Source organism: Saccharothrix sp. 6-C (genome assembly GCF_016695385.1).
GTDB lineage: Bacteria > Actinomycetota > Actinomycetes > Mycobacteriales > Pseudonocardiaceae > Actinosynnema > Actinosynnema texasense.
In genome coordinates, this window is record NZ_CP064192.1 from 5,263,816 (window position 1) to 5,278,445 (window position 14,630).

Below are 14,630 nucleotides of genomic sequence, written 5' to 3' on the forward strand. Positions count from 1 at the left end.
TCCCGCATTTCCGGGTTCACTCCGGCGTGGCGCCGATGCCGTGCTGCCGGGCCTTGTCCACCAGCTCCTGGCGGCTGCGCACCTGCAGCTTGTTCTGGATGTCCACCACGCGGTTGGCCACCGTCTTGCCGGACAACGTGATCTCGTCGGCGATCTGGGCGTTCGTCAGCCCCCTGACCACGAGCAGGAGGGTCTTGTACTCGGACCGGGTGAGGTTGAACGGCAGCTCGCCGCCCGCCGCGGCCGCCGGCATGGTCAGCAGGGCCCGTCCCACGCGCTCGTCGAGCACCATCTTGCCCTCGGCGACCGTGCGCACCGCCTGCACGAGCTCCTTCTCCTCCTTGCGGAGGTAGCCGTGCGCACCCGCCTTCACGGCCGCCAGGACGTGTTCGAGCTCCTCGTGCATGGACAGCACGAGCACCTTGCTCTCCGGCGCCACCTCGGTGATCCGGCGGATGGCGTCGGGCCCGCACATGACCGGGTCGGCGCCGGGGGACAGCGGGATCCTGAGGTCCATGACCACCACGTCGGGGCGGTGCCGCTCGACGGACGCGACGGCGTCTTCGGCATTGCCGGCGTCGTCCACCACGACGATGTCCGGGGCGTACTCCAGCTCGCCCCGGAGTCCCTTGAGGAAGATCGGGTGGTCGTCGACGAGCAGCACCCGGTACCCGGTCTGCGTCATGTGGCGCTCCCAGCGGGTGTGCGGCGCGGCGGCTTCGTCGGCGCCGCGCCGCGCACCCCGCTCAACTCGGTTCGAAGGGGATGTGGGCGGTGATGCGGGTGCCGGGGGTGAGCTGGTCGACGGAGAACACGCCCCCGAGCGCCTTGCAGCGCTCCTTCATGGACGCCAGCCCGATCCCGAACGGGAGTTCGTCCGGCAGTCCCCGGCCGTCGTCGACCACGCTCACCTCGAGCCCGGAACCCGTCCGGTTCAAGGAGATGTGGCACCGCGAGGCGTTCGCGTGGCGGACGACGTTGAGCATGGCCTCGCCGGCGATGAGGAACGCGGCGCGCCCCACCACGGGCGGCACGTCGTCGAGCCGCCCCGTCGGGGTCACCTGGACCTGCACGCCGTCCGCGATGCTCTCCGCGCGCCGGCGGACCGCCTGGGTCAGGTTGGGCCCGAGGTCGAGCGCCCGGGCGTTGCGCACGACCCGGCGCACGGTGCCGGTGAGCGTCTCCAGGTCCACCAACGCTTCCGCGATCAGCGCGCGGGCGCGGGCGTCGGCCGGCTCCAACGTCCGCAGCGCCACGCCCATCTGCTTGCCGATGCCCACCACGCTCGGCCCGATGTAGTCGTGCAGGTCGTTGCTGATCCGGCGCAGCTCTTCCCGCCGCTCGCGCTCGAACCGGGCGTCGGCCTCGCGCAGCGCCAGCGCCATCCGCGCCGAGTGCACCGCCGGCGCGGCCTGCCCGGCCATGTCCTCCAGCAGCCGCACGTCCCGCCGGCCGAGCACCTCGCCCCTCGCGCGCGCCTCGGCCACGAGCAGCCCGATCTTGCGGCCCTGGTGCCGGAGCACCACCGAGTGCCTGGTCGACCCGGTCTCCGCGCCGTGCACGGCCGACGGCGCGGAGTCGCGGAGGTCCAGGTGCACCGCCACGTACGGCAGCTTCAGGCCCTTGCCCACCCACGACACCACCGCCGGCAGCAGCTCGTGCTGGCGCATGGGGTGCGCCAGGGTCCGGCCGAGTTCGACCAATGCCCGGTACGGGTCGGACCGCGCGCCGTACAACGCGCGGTTCACCGCTCGCAGCAGCACCTTGTGCAGGGGCGCGAGCGACGCGACGACCACGACGGTGGCGATCACGTTCTCCTGGGTGGGAGCCCTCGTCGTGGTGATCAGCACGACGGTGGAGTAGACGCCGATGAGCAGCACACCGAGGAACCCGTACAGCAGGGTGCGGTGCAGGATCAGCTCGATGTCGTACAACCCGTAGCGCATGATCGCGATCACCACGGCCACCGGGAACGCCGCCGCCGCGACCAGCCAGGCTCCCCACGCCTCCCCGAACGCCAGCTCGAGCCCCAGCGCGGGCACGAAGACGAGCGAGCCGGCCAGCACCCACCACACCACGCGGCGCTGCGCCCCTCCCGGGGTCCGCCACCCGCGCACCGCCAGCGACGCCATCGCGGCGCACATCGCCACCACGAACGAGGCGAACCCGACCGCCGCGACCGCCACCGGCACGCCCCGGCGCGCGGTGCCGGCGAAGACCTGGTGCCAGAACTCGGCCGGATCACCCCAGGCCGCCCACCCGAGCCCGACGGCGGGCAGGAGCACGCCGACCGCCGCGATCCCGACGGCGACCCACCAGCGCCGGCCGGGCGGCCGACCCGTGGGGAACAGCAGGAGCACGACCGGCAGCAACGAGTAGGTCGGCCACCACGACCAGGCGCTCACCCACGCCAGCCAGCGCTGGTCCGGCAGCACCGTCGCCCCGGCGGCCAGCGCGCCGCTCACGCCGGTCGCGAGCAGGCACCACCCCACCGGGTTGCGCTGCGCGTGGGCGACGACCCGTTCACCGAGCAGGCAGTACACCACCGCGATGAACCAGCTGTGCGGGTGCGACGGAGGGGCGGCGCCACCCAGGCGCAACGCCACCGCCGCCGCGACCAGCCCGACCGCCCCGACCGCGAGCAGCCGGGCGAGGAGCAGCACCCGGTTCCCGCGTCTGTTCCCCTTGTTCCCTGACGCCCTGTCCACCACACGTCCCCCTGCTACGAGCCGACCCACCCCGCCCCCGCGCGACCTCACGACGTGCCGTTGAGCCAGTGCCAGAAGTTGTGGCACGGCGAGCCCTCGTCGTACCGCACGACGTCCCGGTAGACGAACTCCACGACGTCCGGCACCGCCGCGCCGGCGAACGCGGTGACGTCGCCCTCACCGACGGGCAGCGCGGTCCCGCCGTCGTCGCCCGCGACGTGCGAGTGCCGGTGCACGTCGACCCCCACGTCCGCCATGATGCCCAGGCCCAGCGCCGCGCGCATCGTCTTGAGGTCCGGCAGGAGCCCGGCTTCGGCCACCGGCCCGTAGCGGGACTCGAACCAGACCAGACCCTCGGCGACCCGTTCCGGGCCGACCACCGCGGCGGTGGCGTGGGCGCCGGTGAAGTGGGGGTTGCCGGCCGGCGCGGTCGCCGCGTACAGGCGGAACACCTCGTACCACTCGGCCAGGTCGCCCAGGACGGGGTGCGAGAGCTGCCCTCGGTCTTCGGTGGGTGCGGTCATCGGCTCTTCCTCCGGTTTCGCTCGTGTCCTGGTGCAGCCTGTCGAGCCCGGTGTCCCGGGAACCAGGGGTCTCCATCCTGGATTTCCGGGCGAACCCGCACGCGAATCCCGACCGGCCCGGGACAAGATCCGACACAGGCCGGTGAAGAGTCCGGCACAGTGCCCGCGATCAACGTGATCGCGTTCCTCCGCGGACCAATGGGGCTCGATACTGGCACATGATGACCACGATTCACCGGCTTGGCAACCGCAATAAGTCGACCGGCGCCTACCCGCAACCCTGCGGTCGACCGCGCCGCACGTACCGCAGGGGCAGGCCTTCTACCAGCGAGAACGCGAACCGACAAGGTCAGTTGACGCAGAAGGGCGAAAACATCGTGAAACGAACCGGGTATCGATCGGCAAGACCACGAACAGCCATTCCGCGAATTACCGGCACGCGCAGGAGCGCTTCTCCACAAAACACCGGACGACCTTTCGCCGTCGATTGTCGAGCGGGCGCGCGAGACGCAACGTGCCGTCCGCACCGAGTGCGGCACGTGCCGGCGGTCGTGCTGTAGTCCGGGGTGCGGGGTGCGGCAACCGCGGGATCCGCCGGGTCCCGGTCAGGTCGGGCGGCGCGGCGTGCGGCAGCCGTCCCGGCCGGGGGGTGATCACCGGCCTTCGGCAGGGCGGGGTGGCCCTACGGCGACGACGTCGGCGCGAGCGTCGCCTGGAAGGCGGCGGCGGAGTCGTCGGGACCGAAGAGCGGACCGGTGGCCAGCTCCGCGCCGGCCTCCCGCCACCAGGCGGCCTGGTCCGCGGTGGTGACACCGCAGACCGCGACGACCGCGCCCGTGTCGCGCAGAGCCGCGGTCAGGGCGTTCGCATAGCCTGCGTTCGCCGTGTCCCCGAGATCGGTGAAGCGCTTGGCCACCCGGATGACCCGCACACCGAGGTCCCGCGCGGCGGTGAAGTCGTCCGGCCCCAGGGCGAAGTCCTCCAGCGCCGTGCGCACGCCCATCTCGGCCAGCACGGAGAGGTTGTCCACCGCCTCGGCCACCCGCGCCACCCGCGACGGGATGCCGACCACCAACCGGTCCGCCGGCAGCCCGGCGGTGTCCAGCACCCGCACCACCCGCGGCACGAGGTCGGCGTCGCACGCCTGGTGCGCGGTCAGCGCCACGGTCAACGGCGAGGCGAAGCCGTTGCGCCGGCGCCACCAGTGGACCTGGCCGGCCGCGCCGCCGAGCAGCCACTCCCCCAGCGGCAGGACGAGACCCGTCCGCTCGGCGAGCCCGAGGCACTCCTCGTGCCCGAGCGGTCCTCCCGGCCGCTCCCAGCGCAGCACCGCCTCCACCCCGGCCACGCCGCCGTCCGCCAGCCGCGTCACGGGCCGGTAGTGCACGGCGATCTCGCCCCTCTCCCACGCGCCCGGCATGCCGACGGCCAGCGCGTGCGTCGACCGCTCCGCGACGTCCCGCTCCGGGTCGAACACCTCCCACTGCCCGCGCCGCCGCGTCCTGGCCCGCCGCAGGGCTTGGTCGGCCGCGCGCAGCAGCTCGGCCGGGTCGTCGTCGCGACCGCCTCGCGCGACGCCGATCGAGGTGGAGAGCGCCAGGCCGTGCCCGTCGACGTACAGGGGCTCGGCCAGCTCCCGGTTGACGGCGGCGGCGATGGTGGCGATGTCCGGCGTCGTCGCCGTGTTCTCCACGAGGATGCCGAACTCGTCGCCGTCGAGCCGGGCGACCATCGCCTTCTCCCGCGCCACCAACGACTTCAGCCGCTGCGCGACGTGGACCAGCAGCCGTTCCCCGGCACGGCGGCCGAGGCTGTCGCACACCATGCCCAACGCGTCGAGGTCCAGGTGCATCAGCGTCAGGCCGTGCGCGGGGTCGGCCCGCCGCACCGCGCTCTCCAGGTGGGTGCTGAAGAACTGGCGGTTCGGCAGGCCGGTGAGCACGTCGTGCAGCGCCTGCCGGTTCAGCTCGTTCTGCAGCAGCACCAGCTCGGTGCCGTCCTCGACGACCACGACGAAGTGGCTCGACGCGTCGCCGGCGTCACCCACCAGCGACGCGGTCAGCGAGATCCGCGCGACGTCGCCGTCCTGGCGCAGCAGCCGCTGCGACTGCCGGACCCGGTCCTGCGCGCCCTCGACCACGGCGCGCATCCCCTCGCGCAGCATCCCGACCGTGTCGGGGTGCACGAGGTCGAACAGGCTCGTCCCGGTCAGCTCCGCGACCGTGCGGCCGAGGATCTCGCCGATGGCGGCGTTGGCGCGCACGAGCAGGCCGGCCGGGTCGGCGATCAGGACGCCGCTCGCCGACGACGTGACGACCTCGTCGAACCTGGCTTCGCTCTCCTTCAGGTTCCACTTGGCGTCGCGCACGGCCTTGAGCAGCGACAGCTGCATGCGTTCCTGCTGCTCGAACACGGCGCGCCGGTTCGCGGTGAGGAAACCGGTGGCCAGCGCGCCGATCGCGAGCGCCAGCCGGTCCGCGTGCGCGTCGACCGGCTGGAACTCGGGCAGCGACGCGAGCCCCTTGCCGAGGACCTCGACGGTGCGGCGCAGTCCGTCCTCGCCGACGTACCCGGTCGCGACGACCTCCTCGCCGATCCGCTCGACCGCCGCCGCGTCGAACGGGTCGACGGCCAGGACCGAGCACAGCGCGTCGAGCCGGTCGCGCAGTTCGCGCCCCAGCTCCTCGGTGGTCAGGGCGGTCGCCGCGACACCGCTCAGGAGGTAGGTCCACTTGCCCGCGAGGAGGTCCCGCGCGCGGGCGCCGTCCGGTGGCGTCGGAGAGGGCTCGGGCACGGGCAAGTTGTGCGGGATCATCGTTTTCGGGCGACTCCGCCGTAGATGACCATGTTCATCCCCGGGGTCTGGGACATGTCGCCGGGACCGGCGGGCCGCCACGCCGAGCACCCGACCAGGCCCGGCTCGACCACCTCGAAGTCGCCGAACAGCGCCAGCACCTGCTCGTGCGAGCGCTCGTTGAGCTGGTCGGCGCTGCGGCTGTCCTTGATCAGGTCCGTCACGTCGGTCAGGCTCTCGTCCTGGTTGTCGGCGGTGACGTGGGTGATCGCCAGGTGGCTGCCGGGCGCCAGCGCGTCGCGGTAGGTCGACATCAGCCGCCACGGGTCGGCCTCGTCCGGCACCCAGTGCAGCATCATCAGCACGAGCAGGCCGACGGGCCGGTCGAAGTCGAGCAGCCGCCGGGTCTCGGGGTGGTCGAGGATCGCCTCGGGCTCGCGCATGTCGGCGTGCACGACGGCCGCGTGGTCGTTGTCCGCCAGCATCAGCTCGCTGTGCGCCACCGCGATCGGGTCCTTGTCGACGTACACGACCCGGCACGTCGGGTCCGCGGCCTGGGCGACCTCGTGCACGTTGGCGACGGTGGGGATGCCGGAGCCGATGTCGAGGAACTGGGTGATGCCCTGCCCGATCATGTGCCGGACGGCCCGGCCGAGGAAGGCGCGGTTCACCCGGGCCGCGGACCTGGCGTCGGGCATGATCCGCTCGACCTGCGCCGCGAGTTCCCGGTCGACCGCGAAATTGTGGGCGCCGCCCAGCAGGTAATCGTACGTGCGGGCCATGCTCGGCACCGAAACGTCGACGCTCTGGGGAATCCACTCCCGTTGCACCACTGCGAACACCCCTTTCGGAAGAGGGGATCATCCTAACCAGGCGGTCGGTATCGACACTGCGCCACCCGAGTGTGCGTAGTCACCCGATCGGGCACTGTCACTATCACCCGAACGGCTTCTATGGTGAGCCGTCCCGTCAACAGCGACGAGGAGCGGACATGCCCGTCCCGGTAGCCCCGGGCCGTCTTCCCGTGCTCGGCCACACCGTGTCGATGCTGCGCCGCCGACAGCGGTTCACCGCATTATTGCGGAATCACGGCGATGTCGTCCGGATTGACCTGGGAACGATGCGCACCTACTTTGTGACGAACCCTCGATTAGTCCACGAACTACTCGTCACCAAGGGATCGTCATTCAGGAAGGGCGCCTTGTTCGACAGGTTCCAGCCGATCTTCGGCAACGGGCTGGCCACGTCGAACGGCGAGTTCCACCAGCGCCAGCGCCGGATGGTGCAGCCCGCCTTCCACCGGCGGCGCATCGCCCACTACGTCGACACCATGGCGCGCGCCGCGGCCGACTGGACGGCCGGCTGGCGCCCCGGACAGGTGCGCGTGCTCGAAGAGGACACCCAGGCGCTGGCCGTCACCATCGTGGGCGAGGCGCTGTTCTCCACCGAACTGGGCAGCCACGCGGTCGACGAGGTGCGCCGGTCGTTGTTCACCGTGCTCAAGCAGGGCATGGTCCGCGCGCTGTCGCCGTCGTTCGTCGAGAAGCTGCCCCTGCCGGGCAACCGCGCGTTCGACGAGGCCGTGGCGCGGATGCGGGCGATCGTGCTCGACGTCGTGCGCAGGTGGCGGGAGGACGGCGTCGACCGGGGCGACCTGCTGTCGGTGCTGCTGACGGCCCAGGACCAGGACACCGGCGCGGGCATGTCCGACGAGCAGGTCCACGACGAGGTCATGACGCTGCTCGTCGGCGGTGTCGAGACCACCGCGCTGGCGCTGGCCTGGACGTTCCACGAGCTCGCCCGGCACCCGGAGGTCGAGCGGCGCGTGCACGCCGAGGTGGACGAGGTGCTCGGCGGCCGCACGCCCGCCTTCGCCGACGTCGGCGACCTGGTCTACCTCAAGCGGGTCGCCAACGAGGTGCTGCGGATGTACCCGGTGTGGTTCCTGATGCGGCGCACCCTCACGCCGGTCGAACTGGGCGACGCGGCGCTGCCCGCGGGCGCCGAGGTGATCTTCAGCCCGCACGCCCTGCACCACGACCCGGTGTCGTTCGAGGACCCCTACCGCTTCGACCCGGACCGGTGGTCCCCGGAACGCGCCGGGCGGATCCCGAAGGGCGCGTTCGTCCCGTTCGGCGCGGGCGCGCGCCAGTGCGTCGGGAACCTGTTCGCCCAGACCGAGATCGTCGTCGCGCTCGCCACCGTGGCGGCGCGGTGGCGGCTGGTCCCCGTGCCGGACAAGCCGGTGCGCGTCAAGTTCACCTCCGCCGCGTACCCCAGCGGAATGCTGATGACGGCGGTTCCCCGAAATTGAGTTGGAGGACGTTGCCCGTGGGTTGGTCGCGTTTGCGCCGGATCGTCGCCGTCGCGCTGGTCGCCGCCGGTACCTGCCTCGCACCCGGCACGGCCGGCGCGGCGCCGGCCGTGTGCGAGGACGTGAGGGTGCCGGTGGCGGTCGCGCTGACGGCGCACTCCGTGTACGGCCGGTTGTGCGTGCCGGAGGGCGCCACGACGCTGCAGGTGCTGGTGCCCGGTGGCACGTACAACAGCGCGTACTGGGACATCGGCTACTCCCCGGAGAACCTGTCCTACCGGCAGGCGATGAACCGGGCGGGCATCGCGACCGTCGCCGTCGACCGGCTCGGCAGCGGGCGCAGCTCCAAGCCGTTGAGCGTCCTGCTCGGCCTGTCCACCCAGGCCGAGGCGGTGCACGCGGTGATCCAGTCGCTGCGGCCGCGGTTCGAGCGGGTCGTGCTGGTCGGCCACTCGATCGGCTCGGCGGTGGCCACGACCGAGGCGGTCACGTACCGCGACGTGGACGGCGTGGTGCTCACCGGCCTCAGCCACCAGATCAACCTGCCGGGCGCGGTGCCGGTGTTCACCACCCTGATCCCGACCACGCTCGACCCCCGGGCGGTCGGGCGCGGCCTCGACCTCGGCTACCTGACCACGATCGCCGGTTCCCGGTACTCGTCGTTCCACTCCCCCGGCGTGGCGGAGCGGGGCGCGCTCGACTTCGACGAGGCCACCAAGGACGTCGTCACACCGCTGGAAACCGTGAGCACGGTGCTGATCAGCGAACTGCTCCCGCTGTCACGCCGGATCACCGTGCCGGTCATGGTCGTCATGGGCGGTCGCGACGGGAACTTCTGCGGCCCGCCGCTCGGCGCGGACTGCTCGTCCGGCGAGGCGCTGCGCCTGTCGGAGGGGCGGTTCTACGCGCCCGAAGCCCGGCTGAACGCCTATGTCGTCCCCGGTTACGGGCATTCGCTCAACTTCTCGCCGAACGCGCCGGGCTACCACCGGGCGGTCGCCGAGTGGACCGACCGGATCGGCTGACCCGACCTGCCGGAGTGATCACGGACACGGAAGTGTGAATCCGGAAATATCCCGCATCCGGTGCTGCTGTCCATCGTTTGCCACCGCGCCGGACAACGCGGCGGAGTTGCCCGCAGAATTGCGTTGCCGCACGTCGCCCGATGGGATTCGGTTGACGTGTTCCGGCCGTTCGGCCGTCATTCGCGGGTGGGGTGGGCTGTGACCGGCTCCGAGGGTCGGGTTTCGCCGGAAGTGGTGAGCCAGACCGGAAATGCGTCCGGCGGGTCGACCGTGATCCAGGCGGGCGGGAACGTGACCGTCCACGGTCACGTGTCGGCCGTGCCGGTGGACCAGCCGGTGGAGTCGGTCCCGCTCCCACCGGGAATCGGTCGGAGGCCGTCGCCTCCGGGCGCGTTCGTCGGTCGCGTCGCCGAGCTGGCACGGCTGGACGCCGCAGCGGCCGGCCGCGGGGCCGTGGTGGCGGTGCACGGTCCCGGCGGGGTGGGCAAGAGCGCCTTGGTCGCGCGGTTCGCCGGGCTGCGCGCCGACCGGTTCGCCCCGGTGTGGTGGATCACCGCGGACTCGGCCGGCGCGCTGCGCTCGGGTCTCGCGGAGTTCGCCCTGGCCCTCACCCCCCGGGTGGCGGGCCTCGGGCCGGCGCAGCGGGCCGAGTCGGGCGTGCGCTGGCTGGCGTCCCACGACGGGTGGCTGCTCGTCCTGGACGACGTGACCGACCCGGCTCACGCGGCGCTCCTGTCGGACCCCGTGCGGACCGGGACCGTCGTGGTCACCTCCCGGGTGGGCGGTTGGCGCGGGACGGCGACCGTGGCGGTGGACCCGCTGCCCCGCGACGAGGTGGTGGAGCTGCTGTGCCGGCTGCTGCGGCAGGAGTGGCCGGAGGCCGACCTGACGGGCGCGGCGGCCCTGTGCGACGAGCTCGGCGGGCAGCCGGCGGCGATCGACCGGGCCGCCGCCCACCTCGCGCGGCACCGCCTGCCGCCATCCGCCTACCTCGCCCGGCTGGCGCGGTTCCCGGGCTGGACGCCCGCCGCGTCGAGCGACTCGGTGCCGCTCCTCGTGGCGCGGTTCCACGCGAGCCCCGACCACGAGGAGCGCTGCCGGATCGTCTGGGAGCTGGCTAGGTCGGGCACCACGGCGGCGCGGGAGGCCCTGAGGTCCTTGACCCCGAGGCACGCCATCGAACAGCTCACGATCCGGGAAGCGCTCGAGTTCTGACCGCCACGACCAGGGGAGGACGTCCGTGAAGAGTCGAGGTCGGCCGTCGTGGGCCAACTCCGTCGTGCTGGTGGCCGCGCTCATCGGGTGCGGCACAGCCGGCTGCACGCCCGCCGGGCCGGAACCCGGCGCGGCGGCGTGCGCGCCGTTCTCGCTGGGCCCCGAGGTGTACGCGGAGGTCGGCGAGCTCGGGAGCGTCGAGACCGCGGGCAGTCCCTCCGTGGTCGTCCTCGACGAGCAGCACGCCTCCCGCGCCGGGCAGGTGGAGCTGGCCATCATGCTCAACCGCCTCTACCACGGCTCCGGCCTGCGCCACCTCGCGCTGGAGGGGAGCGTGGTCGAGCAGCCTCAACCGAGCCTCGACTGGTTCACGTCCCTGCCGGACGCGGGCATCCGGCGCGCCGTCGCGCTCCAGCTGCTCGAGCAGGGCGAGGTCGGGGCCGCGGAGTTCGCCGCGATGGTGCTGCCCGACTTCCGCCTGCACGCGATCGAGCACGAGGAGGAGTACCGGGTCGGCCTGTCGGGCGAGGACCAGCAGGCCTACACCGGGTACCTGACGGCCATCGCCCTGACCACGATGACCACCGACCAGATCGGGCAGGCCACCGCGCTCCTGGAGCAGGACAAGCACGAAGAGGGCATCCAGTTCGTCATCGACACGAACCCGTGGACGAGCGAGCGGCGCCGGCTGCTCGAGCGGAAGTCGCCGATCGTCAGCAGCGGCGAGATGCAGCGGCTCGGCGACGAGCTGGAGGAGAAGGCCCGGCAGGTGGGCGCCGACGTCACCCGCTACCAGGACGGGCTCCGCAAGTCCCGGGAGTTCTTCGACGCCGGCTCGCGACGGAGCACGACCATGACCGCCAACACGGCGGACATCGCCGCGGCGCAGCAGGCCGACTGCGCCCCGATCGCGCTGAACGTCGGCGCCGCCCACTCCCCCGACGTCGTGGCGGACCTGACCCGGCGGGGCCTGTCCCACGCCGTCGTCTCGCCGTCGAACCTGTCACTGGAGTGGGCGAACGGCAGCCTGTCCAGCGAGGCGTTCCACCGCAAGGTGGAGGGCGGGTCGGTCGACCCGGCCGGTGCCCTCGGCGCGATCCTGGACGGCCGGCGCAAGCCGCCGCCGACCAGCCAGCAGGACTGGTTCAAGGCCAAGGCCCAACTGGCTTACGCCACCGTCGTCATCGCCAGGGCGGCGGCCGCGGCGCGCACCGCGGGCGGTGGCGGGGGCAAACCGCCGTTCAACCTCGACCGGACGGCGCTGGGCCTGGGCGGCGAGGGCCCCGGCGAGCCCCGCGTCTCCGTCGACCTGTCCACCATCGACATGCCGGAGGACGGCCTCGACCACGTCGTCTTCAAGGCCACGCTGAACGACCGGCACACCGATGTCTGGGTCAAGGCGGGCATCGTCGCGCCGGCGGACGACCCGGCCCTCGACCACCCGCAAAGCCTCGAACAGGCGCTGAAGGACGTGCTCCGCGAACTCCGGGAGAGCCCGCCGGCGACCGAGCCGCAGCCCTCGGGGAAGCCGCAGGCCGTCGCCGTCATCCCGGGCTTGAACGCGGCCGTCGCCAAGACCAGGGACGAGGTGCTGACGGCGGCGATCTGAGGCGCGGCCGGGCTCGGCGAGCGGGCAGCCGGTTCACGGCCGCATCCTCGGGTCGTACGTGGGGTCGGCGTACATGGGCGGGCAGCCGTCGACGACGGCCTCCGGGCGCAGTTCGTAGTGCCACGGCTCGTTGCGGTAGACCTGGCACAGGCCGTACCCGGCGCCGTGCTCGGACAGCCACGCCCTGGCGGCGGGCGGCCCGAGGTCGACCGCGTCCCCCGACACGTGGGCCGACGTGCCGGGGGTGGCCACCCAGCGGGCGGCTTCCCCTGCCGAGCCGTACTTCGCGACCGCCTCCCGGAACAGCCGCTCCTGGTACTCGGGGGACCGCCGGCCGCCGTTGACGAGGATCTCGACCCCGTCGGCCGCGGCGGCCGTCGCGGCGCGGCGCAGGGCACCGAGCAGCTCCGGTCGGAGGTTGGCCACGGCCGGGGTCTCGTTGTCGAAGACCGTCACGGGGTGCGGGACGGCGCCCTGCTCGCGCCGGCCGGCCGAGGGGTCCGGCCTTCGGGTTCGGGTCGGTTCGCTCAGGCGCATGCCCCGAACCAACCCGGCGCGGTGTTGCCGGCGCGTTCGCGCTTTCGGATATGCCGACGATATGTGCCCGGTCGTAGCATCGGGGCATGCGCGTGCTGGTCGTCGAGGACGAGCCCTACCTGGCCGAGGCGATCCGGGACGGGCTGCGCCTGCAAGCGATCGCCGCCGACATCGCCGGCGACGGCGACACCGCGCTGGAGATGCTGGGCGTCAACTCCTACGACATCGCCGTGCTCGACCGCGACATCCCCGGACCGTCCGGCGACGAGGTCGCCGAGAGCATCGTCGCGTCCGGCAGCGGCATGCCGATCCTCATGCTCACCGCGGCCGACCGGCTCGACGACAAGGCCTCCGGGTTCGAGCTCGGCGCCGACGACTACCTCACCAAGCCGTTCGAGCTGCGGGAGCTCGTGCTGCGGCTCAGGGCGCTCGACCGCAGGCGCGCGCACAACCGGCCGCCCGTGCGGGAGATCGCGGGACTGCGGCTGGACCCGTTCCGCCGCGAGGTCTACCGCGACGGCCGGTACGTGGCGCTGACCAGGAAGCAGTTCGCCGTGCTCGAAGTCCTCGTCGCCGCCGAAGGGGGTGTCGTCAGCGCCGAGGAGCTGCTGGAGCGGGCGTGGGACGAGAACGCCGACCCCTTCACCAACGCGGTGCGGATCACGGTCTCCGCGCTGCGCAAGCGCCTCGGCGAACCCTGGGTCATCGCCACCGTGCCGGGCGTCGGCTACCGCATCGACCCGGCGCCCGGCGACGGGCGTGGGGCACGGGACCGTGGGTAGGCAGCCCGGGTTGAGCGTCCGCCTCAAGCTCACCCTCAGCTACGCCGGGTTCCTCATGCTCGCCGGCGGCCTGCTGCTCACCGTCGTGTGGGTGTTCCTGCTGCGCTACGTGCCCGAGGTCATCGCCCCCGACCTGCCGGGGAGGTGGCCGCCCGGCCCGTCGGTGCCCGACCGCACCGCCCTGGAGCGCGCCTTCGTGCCGAAGGCGGCCGTGGTGATGGTGGTGCTGCTGGTGTTCGGCCTGCTGGGCGGGTGGCTGCTGGCCGGCAGCATGCTCGCGCCCCTGACCCGCATCACCCACGCCACCCGCCTGGCCGCGAACGGCTCGCTCTCCCACCGGATCGGGCTGGAGGGCCGCCACGACGAGTTCCGCGAGCTCGCCGACGCCTTCGACACCATGCTCGCGCGGATCGAGGCGCACGACGCCGAGCAGCAGCGGTTCGCCGCCAACGCGTCGCACGAGCTGCGCACCCCGCTGGCGATCACCCAGACGCTCCTCGACGTCGCCCGCAACGACCCGGACCGCGACGCGGGCGAACTCGTCGACCGCCTCCGCTTCGTGAACACCCGGGCGATCGACCTCACCGAGGCGCTGCTCCTGCTCAGCCGCGCCAACCAGCGGTCCTTCACCCGGGAGCACGTCGACCTGTCCCTGATAGCGGAGGAAGCCGCCGAGACGCTCCTGCCCCTCGCGGAGAAGCGGGGCCTCACCATCGAGACCTCCGGCGACCTGACGCCCACCGCCGGCTCGCACGCGCTCCTGCTGCAGATGACGACGAACCTCGTGCACAACGCGATCGTCCACAACCTGCCGGAAGGGGGCACCGTGCGGGTCACGACCGGCGCCCACCCCGCGAAGGCGGTGCTCACGGTCGAGAACACCGGCGAGAAGCTCACGCCGCAGGTGGTCTCGACGTTCACCGAACCGTTCCAGCGCGGCACCCAGCGCGTGCGCAGCGACCACGCGGGCGTCGGGCTCGGCCTGGCGATCGTCCGGAGCATCGCCCAGGCCCACGGCGGAACGCTCACCCTCACCCCGCGAGCCGGCGGAGGGCTCCGCATCACGGTCCGGCTGCCCCTCTCGCCACCGCCCACCGACCGGTGGACCGGTGACCGGTGACG

12 protein-coding genes are annotated in these 14,630 nt (G+C 72.8%); 6 read left to right on the forward strand and 6 right to left on the reverse strand.

Features of this window, described 5'->3' with window-relative positions:
* Window positions 1-16: 16 nt before the first annotated feature.
* The 5 genes from IOD16_RS22020 to IOD16_RS22040 all read right to left on the reverse strand — a co-directional run bounded on the left by IOD16_RS22020 (window position 17) and on the right by IOD16_RS22040 (window position 6,841).
* Entirely contained in the window at window positions 17-685 is a 669-nt protein-coding gene (locus IOD16_RS22020; protein WP_123747206.1) for a response regulator transcription factor, read from the reverse strand.
* Window positions 686-746: 61 nt separating this feature from the next.
* On the reverse strand, window positions 747-2,663 hold the full coding sequence (locus IOD16_RS22025; protein WP_201435946.1) for a sensor histidine kinase: 1,917 nt from the start codon (window positions 2,661-2,663) through the stop codon (window positions 747-749).
* 92 nt (window positions 2,664-2,755) lie between these two features.
* Window positions 2,756-3,232, reverse strand: a complete 477-nt coding sequence (locus IOD16_RS22030; RefSeq protein ID WP_123747204.1) for a hypothetical protein — start codon at window positions 3,230-3,232, stop codon at window positions 2,756-2,758.
* A 682-nt stretch (window positions 3,233-3,914) separates the two neighbouring features.
* Entirely contained in the window at window positions 3,915-6,026 is a 2,112-nt protein-coding gene (locus IOD16_RS22035; protein WP_236594274.1) for a putative bifunctional diguanylate cyclase/phosphodiesterase, read from the reverse strand.
* A 17-nt stretch (window positions 6,027-6,043) separates the two neighbouring features.
* Window positions 6,044-6,841 carry an SAM-dependent methyltransferase gene (locus IOD16_RS22040; RefSeq protein ID WP_268957740.1) on the reverse strand — a complete coding sequence of 266 codons (798 nt, stop codon included), beginning with the start codon at window positions 6,839-6,841 and terminating at the stop codon, window positions 6,044-6,046.
* Window positions 6,842-7,017: 176 nt separating this feature from the next.
* On the opposite strand from IOD16_RS22040, the gene IOD16_RS22045 reads away from it, so the two are divergent.
* The 4 genes from IOD16_RS22045 (at window position 7,018) to IOD16_RS22060 (ending at window position 12,189) form a co-directional block, all read left to right on the forward strand.
* Entirely contained in the window at window positions 7,018-8,340 is a 1,323-nt protein-coding gene (locus IOD16_RS22045; RefSeq protein WP_201435949.1) for a cytochrome P450, read from the forward strand.
* A 17-nt stretch (window positions 8,341-8,357) separates the two neighbouring features.
* Window positions 8,358-9,365, forward strand: a complete 1,008-nt coding sequence (locus IOD16_RS22050; protein ID WP_236594275.1) for an alpha/beta hydrolase — start codon at window positions 8,358-8,360, stop codon at window positions 9,363-9,365.
* Window positions 9,366-9,656: 291 nt separating this feature from the next.
* Window positions 9,657-10,580, forward strand: coding sequence for a hypothetical protein (locus tag IOD16_RS22055; RefSeq protein ID WP_201435950.1), 924 nt, complete (start codon window positions 9,657-9,659; stop codon window positions 10,578-10,580).
* A gap of 25 nt (window positions 10,581-10,605) precedes the next feature.
* The gene (locus tag IOD16_RS22060; RefSeq protein ID WP_201435951.1) at window positions 10,606-12,189 is read left to right on the forward strand and encodes a hypothetical protein; all 1,584 of its coding nucleotides are present in this window, start codon (window positions 10,606-10,608) and stop codon (window positions 12,187-12,189) included.
* A 33-nt stretch (window positions 12,190-12,222) separates the two neighbouring features.
* Here the strand turns inward: IOD16_RS22060 and IOD16_RS22065 are convergent, their stop codons facing one another.
* Window positions 12,223-12,726 carry a M15 family metallopeptidase gene (locus tag IOD16_RS22065; RefSeq protein ID WP_201435952.1) on the reverse strand — a complete coding sequence of 168 codons (504 nt, stop codon included), beginning with the start codon at window positions 12,724-12,726 and terminating at the stop codon, window positions 12,223-12,225.
* Between the two features lie 86 nt (window positions 12,727-12,812).
* Between IOD16_RS22065 and IOD16_RS22070 the strand changes: the two genes are divergently transcribed.
* Together IOD16_RS22070 and IOD16_RS22075 are read left to right on the forward strand one after the other, a co-directional pair.
* Window positions 12,813-13,508, forward strand: coding sequence for a response regulator transcription factor (locus IOD16_RS22070; RefSeq protein ID WP_123747196.1), 696 nt, complete (start codon window positions 12,813-12,815; stop codon window positions 13,506-13,508).
* Entirely contained in the window at window positions 13,501-14,628 is a 1,128-nt protein-coding gene (locus tag IOD16_RS22075) for a sensor histidine kinase (RefSeq protein ID WP_201435953.1), read from the forward strand. Before IOD16_RS22070 ends, IOD16_RS22075 begins: the two co-directional genes overlap by 8 nt.
* The last annotated feature ends 2 nt before the right edge of the window (window positions 14,629-14,630 follow it).

Excerpts from the sequence above, each read along its gene's own strand:
- IOD16_RS22045 (WP_201435949.1), top strand. The coding sequence starts at position 7,018 with ATGCCCGTCCCGGTAGCCCCGGGCCGTCTTCCCGTGCTCGGCCACACC.
- IOD16_RS22065 (WP_201435952.1), bottom strand. The coding sequence starts at position 12,726 with ATGCGCCTGAGCGAACCGACCCGAACCCGAAGGCCGGACCCCTCGGCC.
- IOD16_RS22020 (WP_123747206.1), bottom strand. The coding sequence starts at position 685 with ATGACGCAGACCGGGTACCGGGTGCTGCTCGTCGACGACCACCCGATC.
- IOD16_RS22070 (WP_123747196.1), top strand. The coding sequence starts at position 12,813 with ATGCGCGTGCTGGTCGTCGAGGACGAGCCCTACCTGGCCGAGGCGATC.
- IOD16_RS22030 (WP_123747204.1), bottom strand. The coding sequence starts at position 3,232 with ATGACCGCACCCACCGAAGACCGAGGGCAGCTCTCGCACCCCGTCCTG.